The 16714-nt window shown below is 31.9% G+C and carries 18 protein-coding genes; 3 read left to right on the top strand and 15 right to left on the bottom strand.

The window, feature by feature from the left end; translation table 11 throughout:
- Position 1 precedes the first annotated feature (1 nt).
- From LG45_RS16355 to LG45_RS04850, 15 genes are all read right to left on the bottom strand, one after another.
- A complete protein-coding gene (locus LG45_RS16355) occupies positions 2-421 on the bottom strand; it encodes a nitrous oxide reductase accessory protein NosL (RefSeq protein ID WP_035124954.1) in 420 nt (139 codons plus the stop codon).
- Positions 422-1006, bottom strand: coding sequence for a hypothetical protein (locus LG45_RS16350; protein WP_035124951.1), 585 nt, complete (start codon positions 1004-1006; stop codon positions 422-424). It abuts the gene before it with no gap.
- A gap of 49 nt (positions 1007-1055) precedes the next feature.
- On the bottom strand, positions 1056-3041 hold the full coding sequence (nosZ, locus tag LG45_RS04910) for a Sec-dependent nitrous-oxide reductase (RefSeq protein ID WP_035124950.1): 1986 nt from the start codon (positions 3039-3041) through the stop codon (positions 1056-1058).
- A 57-nt stretch (positions 3042-3098) separates the two neighbouring features.
- Positions 3099-3575, bottom strand: a complete 477-nt coding sequence (locus LG45_RS04905; protein WP_035124948.1) for a c-type cytochrome — start codon at positions 3573-3575, stop codon at positions 3099-3101.
- A 149-nt stretch (positions 3576-3724) separates the two neighbouring features.
- Positions 3725-4057, bottom strand: a complete 333-nt coding sequence (locus tag LG45_RS04900) for a four-helix bundle copper-binding protein (RefSeq protein WP_035124946.1) — start codon at positions 4055-4057, stop codon at positions 3725-3727.
- A 361-nt stretch (positions 4058-4418) separates the two neighbouring features.
- Positions 4419-5033, bottom strand: a complete 615-nt coding sequence (locus tag LG45_RS04895) for a class I SAM-dependent methyltransferase (RefSeq protein WP_035124944.1) — start codon at positions 5031-5033, stop codon at positions 4419-4421.
- A 160-nt stretch (positions 5034-5193) separates the two neighbouring features.
- Positions 5194-6315: an ABC transporter permease gene (locus tag LG45_RS04890; protein WP_035124942.1), complete on the bottom strand. Its 1122-nt coding sequence runs from the start codon at positions 6313-6315 to the stop codon at positions 5194-5196.
- 96 nt (positions 6316-6411) lie between these two features.
- The gene (locus tag LG45_RS04885; RefSeq protein WP_035124940.1) at positions 6412-7518 is read right to left on the bottom strand and encodes an ABC transporter permease; all 1107 of its coding nucleotides are present in this window, start codon (positions 7516-7518) and stop codon (positions 6412-6414) included.
- Positions 7519-7565: 47 nt separating this feature from the next.
- Complete coding sequence (locus LG45_RS04880; RefSeq protein ID WP_052087491.1) at positions 7566-8300, bottom strand: ABC transporter ATP-binding protein; 735 nt, start codon at positions 8298-8300, stop codon at positions 7566-7568.
- Between the two features lie 99 nt (positions 8301-8399).
- Entirely contained in the window at positions 8400-9296 is an 897-nt protein-coding gene (locus LG45_RS04875) for an ABC transporter ATP-binding protein (RefSeq protein WP_174799558.1), read from the bottom strand.
- Positions 9296-9664: a cupin domain-containing protein gene (locus tag LG45_RS04870; protein ID WP_240471807.1), complete on the bottom strand. Its 369-nt coding sequence runs from the start codon at positions 9662-9664 to the stop codon at positions 9296-9298. Before LG45_RS04870 ends, LG45_RS04875 begins: the two co-directional genes overlap by 1 nt.
- A 20-nt stretch (positions 9665-9684) precedes the next feature.
- Positions 9685-10563 (bottom strand): HlyD family secretion protein, encoded by an 879-nt coding sequence (locus LG45_RS04865; protein ID WP_035124936.1) that lies wholly within the window; start codon positions 10561-10563, stop codon positions 9685-9687.
- Positions 10564-10580: 17 nt separating this feature from the next.
- On the bottom strand, positions 10581-11831 hold the full coding sequence (locus LG45_RS04860; protein WP_035124934.1) for a TolC family protein: 1251 nt from the start codon (positions 11829-11831) through the stop codon (positions 10581-10583).
- The gene (locus tag LG45_RS04855; protein WP_035124932.1) at positions 11821-12447 is read right to left on the bottom strand and encodes a TetR/AcrR family transcriptional regulator; all 627 of its coding nucleotides are present in this window, start codon (positions 12445-12447) and stop codon (positions 11821-11823) included. Before LG45_RS04855 ends, LG45_RS04860 begins: the two co-directional genes overlap by 11 nt.
- A 376-nt stretch (positions 12448-12823) precedes the next feature.
- Positions 12824-13699 (bottom strand): hypothetical protein, encoded by an 876-nt coding sequence (locus LG45_RS04850; protein ID WP_035124931.1) that lies wholly within the window; start codon positions 13697-13699, stop codon positions 12824-12826.
- A 343-nt stretch (positions 13700-14042) separates the two neighbouring features.
- Between LG45_RS04850 and LG45_RS04845 the strand changes: the two genes are divergently transcribed.
- Genes LG45_RS04845 through LG45_RS04835 form a run of 3 tightly spaced genes read left to right on the top strand, consistent with a single transcriptional unit; the run spans position 14043 to position 16641 of the window.
- The gene (locus tag LG45_RS04845) at positions 14043-14252 is read left to right on the top strand and encodes a hypothetical protein (RefSeq protein ID WP_035124929.1); all 210 of its coding nucleotides are present in this window, start codon (positions 14043-14045) and stop codon (positions 14250-14252) included.
- A gap of 50 nt (positions 14253-14302) precedes the next feature.
- A complete protein-coding gene (locus tag LG45_RS04840; protein ID WP_035124927.1) occupies positions 14303-15961 on the top strand; it encodes a tetratricopeptide repeat-containing sensor histidine kinase in 1659 nt (552 codons plus the stop codon).
- Between the two features lie 11 nt (positions 15962-15972).
- Positions 15973-16641, top strand: coding sequence for a response regulator transcription factor (locus LG45_RS04835; RefSeq protein WP_035124925.1), 669 nt, complete (start codon positions 15973-15975; stop codon positions 16639-16641).
- The last annotated feature ends 73 nt before the right edge of the window (positions 16642-16714 follow it).

The raw sequence follows: 16714 nt of genomic DNA, 5'->3' as shown, positions 1-16714 counted from the left end.
TTTATTTGATTATTTCTTGCCACAAAATTGGATTAGCTTTTAATTTTTGAGCTATTATTTGTGCTTCTTTGTTTGTTTTAACAGCAATGATGTTTCCGTGCATAGGACTATTAATTTCTCCTCCTTTTATGTAAAAAGCTGTTTCTGCTGGAATTAATCCGTTGTTCTGGTTGTAATCATGAATGTAAAACGAGTGAACTTGAACATCTTTATTTTCTTTGTGATAGTTAACCATGCAGTGCATATCATCAAATTTGTAGATTCTACCTTTTGAAGTTATCAATTCGGCACCAAATTTTCCATCCGCAATTTTCATTTTACAAAAATCGCAACCATCTGTATTTAAATTGATAGGGACTACTTCCTTATTTGCACAAGAAATTGATAAAAAAAAGATTGAAAAAAAGGATAACCATTTCATTTATATAGATTTTTTAAATTTAAATTCTTTTAAGATTACTAAGAATAATAAAACCCCTGCACCAGTTAGCATCCATCCACCAATATCTGGAATAGAATATGCTCCAAAATTTAATAGTTGTTTGTAACCAATTAGAGGAGGTTGATAAGCCATTCCAGGAACTTTTATAGCAGCATTTGGATCAAGATTGTGTCCATATTCATAATTCCATCTGTAAAAATCAATTCCTGCAAGAATAACAAAAAGAACAAAAAAAGTAAAGAATACTAAAACAGCCTTACGATTATTTATAAAGATTAATACTAGCGAAATAATCGCAAATACACCAAAAATATAGGGCAAAATAGTGAATTCAAGAAAGTTTTCGGAATGTAAAGTTGCCATTCCTATGTAGTGATTTAATCCGTTGATGATGTCAACATCTCCGCCAATTTTGTTGGCGTGCAATTGTAGAACAAGACCTTCTGGATATTGAGGTGCTTCGAGTTCAATGCGCCACATTGGAACAAATAATGAACCTATAAAAAGCAATCCAGCAACCAAAAGCATCACTTTTGATAAAGCCGTTAAATTTGAAATTTTCATTTTTTGAGATGTAAAAAAGGGAGCAATTTGAATTGCTCCCTTTTATGATTTATTTTGTAGAAGAAGCAGGTAAATTAGTACCTAAACTATAACTGATTGGCACATTACTTCCTGCAGGAGAAACTCTAATGTATCCTGACATTTCTTGATGTAATGCACTACAGAAATCGGTGCAATAGAAAGGAACCATTCCAACTTTGGTAGGTTTCCAATTTAATGTAGCGGTTTCTCCTGGCATTATTAGTAATTCTGCCGTTTGAGCTCTTCTAATTGAGAAACCGTGAGGAACATCCCAGTCTTGTTCTAGATTTGTAATATGAAAATATACATCATCACCTACTTTAATTCCTTCAATGTTATCCGGAGAGAAATGAGAACGAATCATTGTCATATAAACGTGTACTTTATTTCCTTCCCTAACTACTTTAGTTTCTTTTTCGCCTTTGGCAACTCGTGGGTGGTTGTTTTTCTTAATGTCATAGAATTTTAATTGTCCATTATTTCGAATTAAATCGGCTGGAGCTGCTTGAGCATAGTGCGGTTCTCCAATAGTTGGAAAATCTAACAACAATTTCATTTTATCTCCACTAATATCATATAATTGAGCCGATTGTGTTAACTCAGGGCCAGTTGGTAAATATCTATCTTTTGTAATTTTATTATAAGCAATTAGATATTTTCCAAACGGTTTTTTAGAATCACCTCCAGGAATACACAAATGACCTACAGAATAATATGTTGGCACTCTATCTAAAACTTTTAATGTTTTAATATCCCATTTTACTACTTCAGAAGATACGAAGAAAGTTGTGTAGGCATTTCCTTTTCCGTCAAATTCGGTGTGCAATGGCCCTAAACCTGGCTTTTGAACTTCACCATAAAGAACAGATTTGTATTTTAGAACAGGAATTCCTTCATAATTACCTTCATAATCTTTTTTCGCAATAGCTTTAGTCATTTTATCAAAACTAAAAACAGGAATTAAAGCGGCTAATTTTCCTGAACCAACAATATATTCACCTGTTGGATCTACATCGCAACCATGAGGCGATTTTGGACAAGGCATTAAGTAGCAGATGTCTTTCATTGCCATGGCATCTAAAACTAAAACCTCATCTTTTATTACAGAAGTTCCTGTGTGCGTTTCATCGTTCCAAGTATTGTGTGCATATTTTGTTTTTTCAATTTTACCTTTACCCGCTTTAATGTACTCTTCGGCTTTTTTCCAATTCACTGCCATAATAAAATCTTTATCATTTTGAGAAGCATTTACTTCGAGAAGCGTATTTGCTTGTTCAGAATTGTAACAAGTGAAGAAAAACCAACCATGCGATTTCCCTTTACCTGCATGGGAAAGGTCGAAATTTACACCTGGTAAACGCAACTGGAACGATAAATCCATTTTACCAGATTCTTTATCCACCTTGATAAAACTTATGTGAGCTTTGAAATTTTGTTTGTAGGTATTTATTGGTACATCTCCATCTTCATAATCACTTGGAATTCCAAAACGCGTACCTGCAACAACATATTCTGTATTTTCAGTAATAAATGGAGAGGAGTGATTTCCTGCAGAATTAGGTAACTCAATTATTTCAGCAGTTTTAAATCTTTTTAAATCAACACGAGCTATACGAGGTGTATTATTTGCGTTTGCAAATATCCAACGACCATCAACTTCACCATTAGTTTGAGATAACTCTAAGTGATGTTGATCATCCCAAGGTATAAATCCTTCAGAAGTATTTAACATTGGTTTGGTTTCTTCGCTAAAACCCCATCCACTTTCAGGATCAACCGAAAAAATAGGGACAACTTTCAACATTCTACCGCTGGGCAAACCGTAAACACTCATTTGACCACTAAAACCTCCGGAAACAAAGTTGTAAAATTCATCATATTTTCCTGGAGCAACGTATACTTTTTGTGCTGCGTCGCCACTTACAACATCACCTGAATTTTTAGGTTTGCAAGAAGTGATTAATGAACTTCCTAAAATTAGAACTACAACTGCTTTTATAAATTTATTTTTCATCTTATTGAAATTAAAAACCGTCTTATCGCTTTCACCCAATATGACAGTTTGTTATTTTTATTTTACGCCGTCATTTTTACGCATGAATTCTAAAATACTTCTAGCCTCATCATCAACCAAACCTTGATTTGGCATACGAACAAGGCAAATTTCTAGTTGCGCTTGTACTTCTGGATCTTTGTCAATCATTGGATCAGGATTGGTAATAAAATTCATGATCCATTCTGGCTTTCTTCTTTCTGTCACACCTTTCCAACCTGGGCCTACTAATTTTTCATCGGTAGTTTTATGACAAGAGGTGCATTTTACACTTGAAACTTCTTCTCCTTTTGAAGCCATCGCTACATCTAGGGCATCTCCAAGTTCAACAGTTGTAAATTTACCTTCACCTCTTTGAGGATCATAAGAAGATGGATCCGTTGCGGCGGTTTCTTCGGTAGTTGGAGACGGATTATATTCCTCGCCCTCTTTTTCTTTTTTGCCACATGAAAACAATATAAACGCTGTGGTAATTAATAATACAAGTTTTTTCATAATATGATTTTGTTTAAAATAATACTTCAAAGGTCTGAATAGAATATGGTTGAATTTTATGACTGGAATCATAAAGCAAATTATTTTTTGCAGATTAAAGTTGATGTTTATCTGCGGTTTAAATTGTATGCGAATAATAATTTAGAAATTTAAGCAACCATTTTTCTGCATTCAATGGCACAATTTTCGCACGCTACAGAACATTCTTTACAGTGTACATTGTCGTGTTTAGCACATTCTTTTGCACAAGCTTCACAGATACCTGCACAAATTTTACAGATTTCATTAGCTCTTTCGCTGCCAAGACTCATTAATTGTGCTGCAGCATAGCAAATTGCTGAACATTCCATATCAAGTTGGATGCACAGAGACATCATTTTCACATCTTCCTCCTTTGTGCAGGATGAAGCGCAATAATTGCAAAGCACTGCACATTTTAAACAAGCTTCAATGCAACTTTTGTAAGTATTATAATTTTTCATAATTTTTTTATTTTAGTTATACATCAAAGGTATTTTGCACTACAATTTTTTTGTTACATAACTTTAGTAATTATTTGCATAAATATTTGATAAGCATTCAAAATCATTCGAATACTCATAGCAATTGTAAAATTTAAATACTAAAATTTACTTTTTAAGAGAACATTGATAAAATAAAAAATTGCGCTTTTTTTAAGAATAGATTTGAAAAGACAATTAAAAGATTGAAACGAAAAATAAAGAAAAAAATTTATAAATAATTTATTATGTGACTATTAGCAAATAGACTAGTGTGATAATTGTATTAATAAAAAATGTTTGCTAAAATCAGCAAACATTTTTTATTAAATTCATACTTTTTCTATCGCTTTCTAAAACCACAGAACTGAAAATTTTGGATTGTATTAAATGGTGTGATATGATTTTCAGTAAAACATTTTAAAGCATCAAAGTTTTGGTAAAATGTTTGCCGCATTAGATGTTCTGAATATTGTTTTATTTCTAAACCGCTGCATTTTAGTGGGCCGTTTTCTGAAAATGTACCCAATAGAAAATTGCCCTTATCAGCTATCGCTTTTGTAATTAGTGCTACATATTTATCTATACTTTCTTGGTTTGTTAGGAAATGGAAAACAGCTCGATCATGCCAAAAATCAAATTTAAGGTCGGTAGAGAATTCATTAATGTCGGAAACAATCCAATTTACTTTGGCTGCTTTTTCTCCTAAGCGTTTCTTTGCTTTTTCTAATGCAAATTCAGATATGTCTAAAACCCAAATATTTTCATATCCGTTTTCTACTAAAGCATCTACTAAATTACTATCGCCACCACCAACGTCAATTATTTTAGCGGTTTTAGAAAGCCCCAAACTTTCTATATATTTCATCGCCGTTTTGGGATATTTTTGTGTCCAACTGACTTCGTTTGGGTTTTTAGTAGCAAATACATTTTCCCAGTGTGATTTATTGTTTTCCATATTGTTATGCTTTACAACAGTGTATTTTGGTTAAACCATTTTATAAACATTGTGCTAATATAAGTCTTTAATACATTGGTGCTTTAAACTATTTTACTTTGAATGAAGATTACAATTAATCAGTTGCTTTTTGATTAAATCTTAGGTTTCAGCTAGTTTTCTAATTTGATTTTTTATAACTCCAAACCGCCATGCCATTTACAAAAACTGCAAATCCGCTAACAATTAAAAGGTTTGGTAGCACTTCTGAAATTCCTGAGCCTTTTAAAAGAACCATTCTAATAAACTCTACAAAATACCGAATAGGATTTAACAATGTTAGATTTTGAGCCCATTTTGGCATGCTTTCGATGGGCGTAAACAAGCCACTCATTAAAATAAAAATGACCATAAAAAACCAAGCAATAAACATGGCTTGCTGTTGCGTTTCTGTATGATTGGAAATGTACAAGCCGAATCCTAAAATTAACAGCAAATACACTGATGTAAATCCATAAACAAGAAAAATACTGCCTAACATGGGCACATTAAAAACAAGTTTGGCTATTAGTAAACCAACTGTCAAAATCACTAAACCTAGTATCCAAAACGGAAATAATTTTCCGATAATAAATTGATATTTCTTGATGGGTGTAACATTGATTTGCTCTAAAGTACCTAATTCTTTTTCTCTAACAATATTCATCGATGATAAAAATAATGTAAGCATAGTAACTAATAAAACCAATATGCCCGGAACCATAAAGGTTTTATAATTTAAGGTATTATTATACCAAAAAGAAGGAATAACCATTATGTTTTGAGTAACTTCTTTGTTTTCAGAGAAGTATTTTGACTGCATTTGAATATTTTGATTATAGGTATTTAAAATCTGTGTTACATACACATTTTCAACACCAGCCGTTGCAGCATCAATGGCATTAATACTTACTGAAACACTAGCTTTTTGTTCTTTTTGTAGGTCACGATTGAAATGAATGGGAAAAGTAACAATAATGTCGGTTTTCCCTTTTTGCATTTCTTCGACAGCTTCTTTTTCAGAATAATAAGGTTCTGTAACTTTAAAATAAGTTGATGCTTTAAAAGCATTTATTAGTTCTCTTGAATCCCGACTTTGATCATTATCGACAAAAGTAATACTGATATTTTTAACGTCAAAAGTAGCTGCATTTGACAAAATCAATAATTGCAAAATGGGTAGAATAAATATCAGTTGCAACATACTTTTATCTCTAAAAATTTGCTTGAATTCTTTTTGTATGATGAATAGTATTGTTTTCATTGTATAATTTTTAGCCCTGATTGCAGTGGAAATCCTTTTCTTTTTTTCTTTAAAAAAGAAAAGATTGGAGCGTAAAGCAGGAATAGCTCCTAAAAGTTATTCTAATCTAATTTTATATTTTTTAATACTCACTGATATAAAAAACACGGTCATTCCAATTAGAATAAGTGTTTCTTTCCATATGTATTGAATTCCGACACCTTTGAGCATAATGGCTTTTACAATAATAATAAACCATTTGGCGGGTATGATGTTGCTGATTGCTTGCATGGGTAATGGCATACTGTTTATCGGAAATATAAATCCGGAAAGAATGATTACTGGTAGCATTAAACCCATTAGCGACAGCATCATTGCCGTTTGTTGCGAATTAGAAATGGTGGAAATTAATATGCCTAACGAAAGTGCAGAAATGATGAATAAAATACTTTCAAATGCCAACAAAAAAATACTACCGTTGATGGGCATTTTGAAAACAAAATAACCTAATGTCAAAATTACGATTGCGTTTATAATGGAAAGAAAAATATACGGAAATACTTTACCGATAATTACCTGAAAGGGTTTTAATGGCGAAACTAAAAGGATTTCCATCGTTCCTAATTCTTTTTCTCGCGTGATAGAAATAGAGGTCATCATGGCTGAAACGAGCATCAAAATAACGGTCATCACTCCTGGGACAAAATTAAAAACACTTTTGAGTTCGGGATTGTATATCATTCGCGAATGCACTTGCACCTTCATTTGATTAATATTGGGCTGTTTTTTTTGAGCTTGATAATTTTGAATTATCGCTGAGGTGTAATTGGCTATCGTGTTGGCAACATTGGGTTCTGTTGCATCGGTAATGGTTTGTATAACGGCTACCTTTTTTGTTTCTAAATTTTTACTAAAATTTGGTTCAAAAATTAAGACTGCTTTGATTTTTCCTTTTTTAAATTCCGATTCTATATCTCGCTCTTTTTCAATTTGATTTTCGATATTAAAATAGGGTGATGCTTTTATTTTATTGATGATTTTTTGTGTTTCTACATCATTTGATTGGTCTAAAATAGCAATGTCAACATTGTTAATCTCGTTTGTAATAGCAAAACCAAAAAGTAAAATTTGTGCAATTGGCATACCAAACAGAATAAACAAGGAGCGTTTGTCTCTGAAAATATGATAAAACTCTTTTTTTACAAATCCGGTGAATCGTTTCATTTTGTCATTGCGAGGTAGGATAAAATCTTCGCCTCTTTTTTAATTAGTTATTCAATATTCCGTGCTAATTTTAAAAACACATCATTCATAGAATCAACATTGAATTGTTGTTTTAAATTTTTAGGCGTATCAAGTGCTTCGATTGTACCGTCAACCATAATTGAAACACGGTCACAATATTCAGCTTCATCCATGTAATGTGTGGTTACAAAAATGGTTATTCCTTTATAGGCTTGTGTATAAATCATTTCCCAAAATTGTCTTCGGGTTATTGGGTCAACACCGCCTGTTGGCTCGTCTAAAAAAACAATTTTAGGTTCATGCAGTAAGGCAACTGAAAACGACAACTTTTGTTTCCAACCCAATGGCAACGAACCGACTAAATTATTTGCTACCTCTTGAAGCTCTAATTCTTCGAGTAGGTGGGCAATTTTTTGTTTGATTTGTACTCTTGATAATCCGTAAATTCCACCAAAAAAAGTGATGTTTTCTTTGATGGTTAAATCATCATACATGGAGAATTTTTGGCTCATGTATCCGATACTTTTTTTCACCAAATCGGCTTGTGTATGTACATCAAAACCTGCGACATTGGCTTCACCGGAAGTCGGATTTGAAATGCCAATCAACATTTTCATCGCTGTTGTTTTTCCTGCTCCATTGGCACCTAAAAAACCGAAAATCTCTCCTTTATATGCATCAAACGAAATCCCTTTGACAGCCGAGAAGTTGCCAAATTTTTTGGTTAGGTTTTTTACAGATATAATTTTTTCTCTTTCCATAATTATTTGTCACGAAGTCGCAAAGTCGCAACGATTTTTTATTTAACTCGCATCTCAAACGATTTGGAAACCTCAAAGACTTGAAATCTGAAAATTGATTTACAAATCCATAAAAACATCTTCGATTGTTATTGTTGCTGGTTTTATAATGATGTCGTTATGATTTTTATTTTTCAAATACGTTTCTAAATCGTTTGGATTAAAATCTGCATTTTTATCTATGTAATGCACGTATTCACCAAAAGCATACACACTGTATTGATTGGGGTAATTTTTTAGATCGTGTATAAGTCCGTGTGTGTTTTTTGCTTGTACATCATAAATTACTTTTTCGTAATTACTAATGATGTTTGCTGGTGTATCTATTTTTAGAATTTTACCTTTTTGTATCAATGCAATTCTATCGCACAACGACGCTTCATCCATGTATGGAGTGGAAACTAATATAGTAATCCCTTTTTGTTGCAATCGCTTGAGCATAATCCAAAACTCTTTACGAGAAACGGGATCAACTCCGGTGGTTGGTTCGTCAAGAAATAATACTTTAGGTGCATGAATTAAGGCACAACATAATGCTAATTTTTGTTTCATTCCGCCAGAAAGTGCTCCAGCTCTTCGGTCTTTGAATGGTTTAATTTGAATGTATATGTCTTTTATTAAATCATAATTTTCCTCAAGGGTAGTTCCGAAAATAGTGGCAAAAAAGTGTAAGTTTTCTTCAACAGTTAAATCTTGATACAGTGAGAATTTACCAGGCATGTAACCAACAGAGTTTCTGATTTCTTTGAGTTGTTTGATTACATCAAAACCAGCTACCTCAGCATTTCCTTCATTAGCGACTAATAGCGTTGTCAGTATTCTGAAAATAGTTGTTTTTCCTGCACCATCTGGACCAATTAAACCGAATAATTCTCCGTCATTTACATCAAAAGTAATGTTTTCGACTGCTTTTGTTTTTTTATACGATTTTGATATGTTGTTGACGACAATACTCATTATTTTATCAACAAGAAATTACTTTCTTCGTGAGCATCTACCCAATGTTTTACGTTTACCGGAATGTTGAAATAATCACCAGATTGTAATGTTATAGTAGTTCCGTTTTCATCTTTATACGTTGCATTTCCAGAAACACAAACTAATAAAGCTGGTACTTTAGTCATGTGTTCTGCTAATTGCTTGTTTTTTGCAATTTGCAACGAAATTACTTTTCCATCGGTAGGTTGAAACAATACAGAAGTTTGAACCGCTTTATTTTCGGTGTGCAGATTTTTTAAATTCATTGTCGTTGATTTTGAGTTGATTGGAACTGTTTTGCATCCGATTACAAGAAATAGAGATGCCATTGTGATAATCATTTTCATTTTTTAGATTTTTAAATTTGTTATTGTACCCACATTTCAGCAGGCATTCCGATTTTTAGACTGCCATCGTTTTTTACTTTCACTTTTACTGCATAAACCAGATTTACACGTTCTTCTTTGGTTTGAATTATTTTGGGAGTAAACTCTGCTGCAGAAGCAATCCATGATATAGTTCCTTGATACGATTTCATGTCTTTTTCCGCATCAATTTTAACCGTCACATTTTGTCCTACTTTTATGGTTGACAAATGCTTTTCGCTAACATAGATTCGCAACGTCATTTCTGAAATGTCGGCAATTTTGTACAGTGGTTTTCCAAATGCGGTTATTTCGCCCGGTTCGGCGTATTTGGTCAAAACAGTTCCATTTATTGGATTCACAATTTTGCTTTTGGCAATTTGATCATTGATTTTAGCAATTTGAACATCAATCGATTTTAAGTCATTCAAAATCGGGGTATTTTGAGTTCCAACGCTTTTTATTTGCGCTTCAATAACTTTTACTTTTCCTTCAATTTCATCTACTTGGCGTTTGGTTGCAGCATTTTCAACATACATATTGTGGATTCTACTTTTCTCTAAATGGGCAGTTTTTAATTGTTCTTGCAGTACACTTTTTTGTGAAATTACATTTGCTGATTTGGAGGAAATGGTACTTTTAGATGCAATTAATTGTTGTTTTGCAAAATGTAATTGTAACGTATCAACCAATCCAACTTGTGAGTCCGATTTTAGTTCATCACCTTCTTCTACTTTTAGGAAATCAATTTTTCCGTTTGCTTCTGATGAAACCGTTATTTCTGTTGCTTCAAAATTTCCGTAACCATTTGCTTTGTCGTTATTTTTGTTACATGAAATTAATGCTATTGATGCTAAAATTAGGATACTTATTTTTTTCATTTTTTCTGATATAAATTTTATTTTCCTTGGATTGTTTCGTAATTTGATTTAGCTGCGGCTAATTGAACTTCATGTGCTTTCAAACTGTTTTTTGCTTCAAATAAATGGGTTAATTCAACAAGGTATTCAGATGATGTGATTACACCATTTTTCAATTGTGCATCCGAAGATTTAATAACTTTTTCACGGATTTGAATTATTTCAGCATCAGAAAACAACAGTTGTTCTAGTTTTTTAATTTCAAAATCTTGCTCTTCTAATTGCATTTTAATATTCAATTCAAATGTTTCTTTCTCGGAGGTCACAATATCTTTAGAAATATCAACTACTTTTTTGTCTGTTTTGGTTTTACCCCAATCAAAAACATTCCAGTTTGCTTTTAAGCCAACAACATAAAAGGGTTGAAAAGAATTGTCTAACATATTTAACCCAGGATTCCCATAACCTGCTTGGGCAAAGGCATTTATTTTTGGAAGATTGGATGTAGAGATGACACTTTTCGAAAACTCTAGTTGTTCATTTTGTAAGTCATAAAAAGCGATTTCAGGTCGTGTAACCGTTGTATTCTTTGAGAATGTGAGAGGTTGAATTAAAGTTGTTTCGGCATCAATTTTTGTAAATGTTAATTTAGATAGGTTGTTTAGTAATTTGATGTTCTCAAAACTAATTTCAACTAATTGTTGATTAATTTTAATGATTTCTGCTTCTAACAATTGTTCGGATGATGGAAGAATAGCGCCAAATTTCACGCCAGACTGCACTTCTTTAATTTTTGAGGTAAGCAAATCTTTCTTCGATTTCAATAAAGCTTCCTTTTCCTGAAGTAACAAAATCGAAAAAAAATAGTGATTGATCCGACTTTTTAATTGATACAAATTAATATTGATTTGTTGTTGTTGCGTTTTGCTCTGTGCTTCTTTTAATTTAGCAGTTGCATCAATTGTTCCGCCATTGTAGAGTAATTGATTTACATCTAAAGTTGCTCTATATTGATCTTTGTTTAATGGTTGAACGCCGGGCAATGTTGAAGGAAATCCTATTACATCAGATTGATACGTTGCTTGTGCGTTGATATCGATTTTTGGCAGCTTTCCTTTGTTTAATATTTCATTTTCATAGCTTGATTTTTGCTGTATTAATTCGGTTTGTTTTGATATAGGATAATTTTTAGCGGCTAATGTGTAGCAATCTTCCAGGGTCAAAGTTTGCTGTGCATTAGTGCTTATTGATGAAATCAATACTAAAAGTAAGAGTAACTTAGTTTTCATTTGTTTTGATTTTTATCGAATTAATGATAAAGTCAGCCACTTCTGTTTTTCTGTTTTCTATTATTTTACCATAGCTATCTTTATCAACATTGACAAGAGCCATTAAAAGAGGCTGTCCGATAAATGGAAAAATATTCAAGGAGATTATATTGATAAATAACTGTTCTGGTTCAATTGGTCTAATAATCCCTTGTTTTATAGCATCACTCACTTGGAGTCTAAATTTTTCAATGGATGGAAAATGTTTTTCTGATTGAAGTTTTAAAACAAATTCAGGATTTTTATTTAATTCTTGAATTACAAAATTTGGCAAGTATGGATGCTTAATGACAAATGAGATATAGCTTTCCGTGAATTTACGTATTTTTTCAAATAAATCAGTATCATCATTTAATACCTTATTTAATTGAGGCGCTAATAACGAAAAGGCGCTTTTGAAAACTGCTTCAAATAAAAGTTGTTTACTTCTGTAATAATAATGCAACAATGCTTTGTTTATTTTAGCTTTATCTGCTATTTCTTGCATTCTTGCACCTGCCATCCCTTTTTGTTGAAAAATCTCCTTGGCTGCAATTAAAATTTCTGTTTCTGTATTTTCTGCTTTCACTTTATTCATATTATTTAATCATATAGTTTAACCATTTGGTTAACAAAGTTACGTAAAAAAAAGTACCAATCGTGAAATACTTTTTTTATTTGTCGCTTTTAATTTAATAGTATAAAAAAAGAAATACGATTTATCACTTCAACCTTAATGCTAATCTTATTTGAGAGCTTACTAGTACTACAATTATTTTGTAATTTAATTAACTAAAATTATGACAACATACATTTTAAACGAAACTCATTAATTTTTAATTGACTAAAAAAACATGTATAAATGAATAAAATAATTAATACAGATGTTGTGAATATTGTTATTTTTTGAAAGTTTGTATAAAAGATCAACTTATATTCTTAAAATTCAAAAAATAAAAATAGCTTCATATACCCTAATCACAAGCCATCACATATCTATCAATCATATATTGCGTAATCTGTTTTAATTCATCGTCATTTTCAGGATTGAAGCCATCCATATTAAAAAATTCAACCATATTATTTTTCTTACTATACCAAACAATAGGTTTATCGCCGATAAAGAAAGTAGTAGTATCGCAAACCTCAATTTTTTTTCTCCCAAACTCAATTTCGTCATAAGGTTTAGGTTCTTGAATCTTTACCAATTCTATCTTATCACTTATACAATCAACCATTTCATAATGATCTTCTTTCCATTCCATACATTCTTTATTCGGAAAAATCATGTCTTTACTGGTATAAGCTATAGAAAAAGCACCAACCAAACTAAACAATCCAATAGCAATTTTCTTTTTTGGAATGCTATTATTAGATTTTATCACGTCACTTTTAGTTAAATCAGAAGAACTTTCACTAACATCAAGCTCTGTAACTACATTTGACATCAGTTGATTTCCAGAAGAAGTTGCCACCAATTCTAAATCTTCCATAATGGAAAACACGGAATAAGGTCGAGGCTTAAAATCAATCAATAAAGCAGACATTTCTATTCTGATACTATTTTCGCTATCAGTCTCGTCTTTAAGGAACGAAATTACGGGTCTAAATTTATCAACATTACAATTTTCAATGGATTTTTTTAAGGACTCATTCTCTTTAGTTCCAAAAAATAATCGAAACAATTCTTCATCTTTTCTACTAATCCCTTTATCCAAAATAATCAAGCTCAAGTTTCTCATTTGTGCTGGTGAAGGATTAGCTAAAATTCCAGAAACATCATCTTTTTTTACAATCTCATACTGTTTTTTAATAGCCTTCTTGTAATCTTTAAAAGTAATTTTCTTCATAAGGGAAAGGGGTTTTATGAATTTTTAAGAAATCTTCGGAATTATCGGAAATATAGGAATTCCCTATAAACACTACTACAAAAACGTCATTCCTTTGCCTCAGAATTAGTTCTTGATCTATTTCGCGATAGGAACAAATGTACAAAACTGATTCTAAAAAAGTGACGCCCTACAGAACTGATTTTTTATTCAGGGAAGTATAACCAAAAGGTTCTGTAGTCGCGCACTTCACTTCCCAAAAAAATTCCGAGTACTCAAAAACCAACAGAATTATCTGTTACAAAATGCTTTCGAAAATCATTCGAACAGCCAAACCTATGTCAAATTTTAAAAATTCATTAAAATGAAAAAAATATTATTTATTGCCTTATTGGCAACAGCAACTTTTGCAGTATCCTGCACAAATGATTCAGATGCAATCGCACCATCTCAAGGAATTCACGAAATTCGAAATGACGAATCGTTCTCATTAAAAGAAGGTGACACTTTGCCAAGTGATACTGGTGGACAAAATGGTCAATTACCTCCTCCTCCTCCAAACCCAAGACCATAAGTTTTTATCAATAGTTTTTTATTATAACTATTTTTCTATAATTTCGGGGAATGATACAAAAAAAGTTGATTTCCCTGATTTTTTCATTACTGATAATTTCAATATTTTCTTCATGTAAAAAAAATAATAAAGAAATAAAGAAATCATCAAGCAGTGAATTTACTTTATACTACAATTTAGCGGAGGAGTTATTTGAAGCCGAAAAATATGATAGTGCTTATTTGTACTACAACAAAGCAAAATCAATAAATGATAATTTAACTAACGAACAAACTATCTTCTGCTTATTTAGAATGGCAACAATTGAGCAGGCTAAATGCGATTTCTCAGGAAGTGAAGCAACAGTAATCGAAGCATTTAAAGTATCTACTTCTACAGTTTACAATCCAAATCTTTACAATATGTTAGGTATTGCTTATGAAGAACAAGCTAACTTTACAGATGCCTTGAAAAACTATCAAATGGCTTATACTGCAACTTCTGACAATCAATACAAATCAATTATAAAAAATAATATTGGTGTAGTATTTATAGAAAACAAAGAGTTCAAAAAAGCAATAATTAAATTATCAGAAGTTCTACAAGAAAAGTTTGTTCTGAAAGATAAGCCTACTTACGCAAAAGTTCTCGACAATCTCGGTTACGCCTATTTCAAATTAAACAACCCTAAAGCAATCAACCATCTTACTGAATCTCTACAAATAAGAGATAGCATCAAAGATAATTACGAATTAATTGCATCCTACATGCATCTTTCGGAATATTATCTCAATTCTAATCCTACTCTAGCTCAAGATTTTGCACAAAAAGCTTATAATTCTGCAACGGCAATCAATACTCCAGATGATCGGATTGAAGCCATAAAATTTCAAATTGCATCAGGTAATTCTAATGATGTAAAAAAACTTGCCTTAAAGCAAATGGGTATTTCTGATAGCATCAATAAAGTAAGACAAGCATCCAAAACCCAATTTGCTAAAATCAAATACGACTTTTCCATTGCTCAGAAAGAAAGCGAGAAACAAAAAACACAAAAACAACTCTATATAATCCTATTCTTTTTTGCCTCTACTATATTCTTATTGATTTTCTTCACAATTCGCTCAAGAAACAGAAGAAAACTAAAAACTATCTCTTACGAAACCGAAACCAGAATATCCAAAAGACTTCATGACGAACTAGCCAATGACGTTTTTAATGCGCTAACTTATGCAGAAACACAAGACCTCCAAGACAGTGCTAAAAAAGAACAACTTCTAGAAAATCTAGACGCCATTTACACTCGAACCAGAAACATTGCCAAAGAAAACAGTGATATTGATACAGGAAGTAATTTTCAAGATAATTTACAAAGTATGATTGCAAGTTACATTTCTAATGATGTAAATGTGTTAATTCAAAATCAAAACACCATAAATTGGCTCTCCGTAAAAAAAGAAGTTAAAATTGCAGTCTATAGAACGCTACAAGAATTACTAGTCAATATGAAAAAGCACAGTCAATGTTCTGTAGTGGTGATAAGGTTTGAAAACACTAAAAAAGAAATCATAATCAACTATTCGGATAACGGAATTGGAACCTCCGAAATGTTAAAATTTAAAAATGGACTCCAAAATGCGGAAAACCGTATTTTAGCCATTAAAGGAACGCTTACTTTTGAAACAGAATCAGGAAAAGGATTCAAAGCACAAATCATTGTACCCGAATAAAAAGAAAAGCTATGTTTAAAAAAGTTCTTGTCGCCGAAGATTTTGACAGCATTAATATTGCTGTAAATCAAACCTTAACTACTTTAGCCGTAACCGAAATACACCACGCAAAATACTGCGATGATGCCTTATTAAAAATAAAAAAGGCGCTTCAAGACAACGAACCTTACGAATTACTAATTAGTGATTTGTCTTTCAAGACAGATCATCGTAAAGTAACACTGACTTCTGGAGAAGATTTAATAGAAAAAGTAAAACAAATACAACCCGACATTAAAGTAATCGTCTATTCTATCGAGGACAAGAATTTTCGTGTAAAAGCATTGTTCCATAACCTCAACGTCAATGCTTATGTTCACAAAGGCAGAAAAAGCATCACCGAATTAAAAACGGCAATAAAAACAATACTTAAAGACGACAAAAGCTACATTTCTCCCGATTTCGCGCACTTGCTACAAGACAAAGTAATACATGAAATAGACAATTTCGATGTGCAACTCATCAAGCAACTCTCGATTGGCGTAGCCCAAGATCAAATAGAAACCAAATTCAAAGAGCTAGGAATCACACCCAACAGTAAAAGTGCCATCGAAAAAAGATTAGGCAAACTAAAAGACTATTTTAAAGCTAATAACACAGTTCATCTTATTGCTATTGCAAAGGATTTGGGTATCGCTTAAAGGCAGGAATATTTATTTATCTACCTGAAATAGTGGAATTTAACAAATTTTATATAATTTTACTTACCCCAAA

Source organism: Flavobacterium aquatile LMG 4008 = ATCC 11947, from assembly GCF_000757385.1.
Lineage (GTDB): Bacteria > Bacteroidota > Bacteroidia > Flavobacteriales > Flavobacteriaceae > Flavobacterium > Flavobacterium aquatile.
The sequence above is the reverse complement of the archived record's forward strand: the minus strand, read 5'-3'. Positions and strand labels throughout refer to the sequence as shown.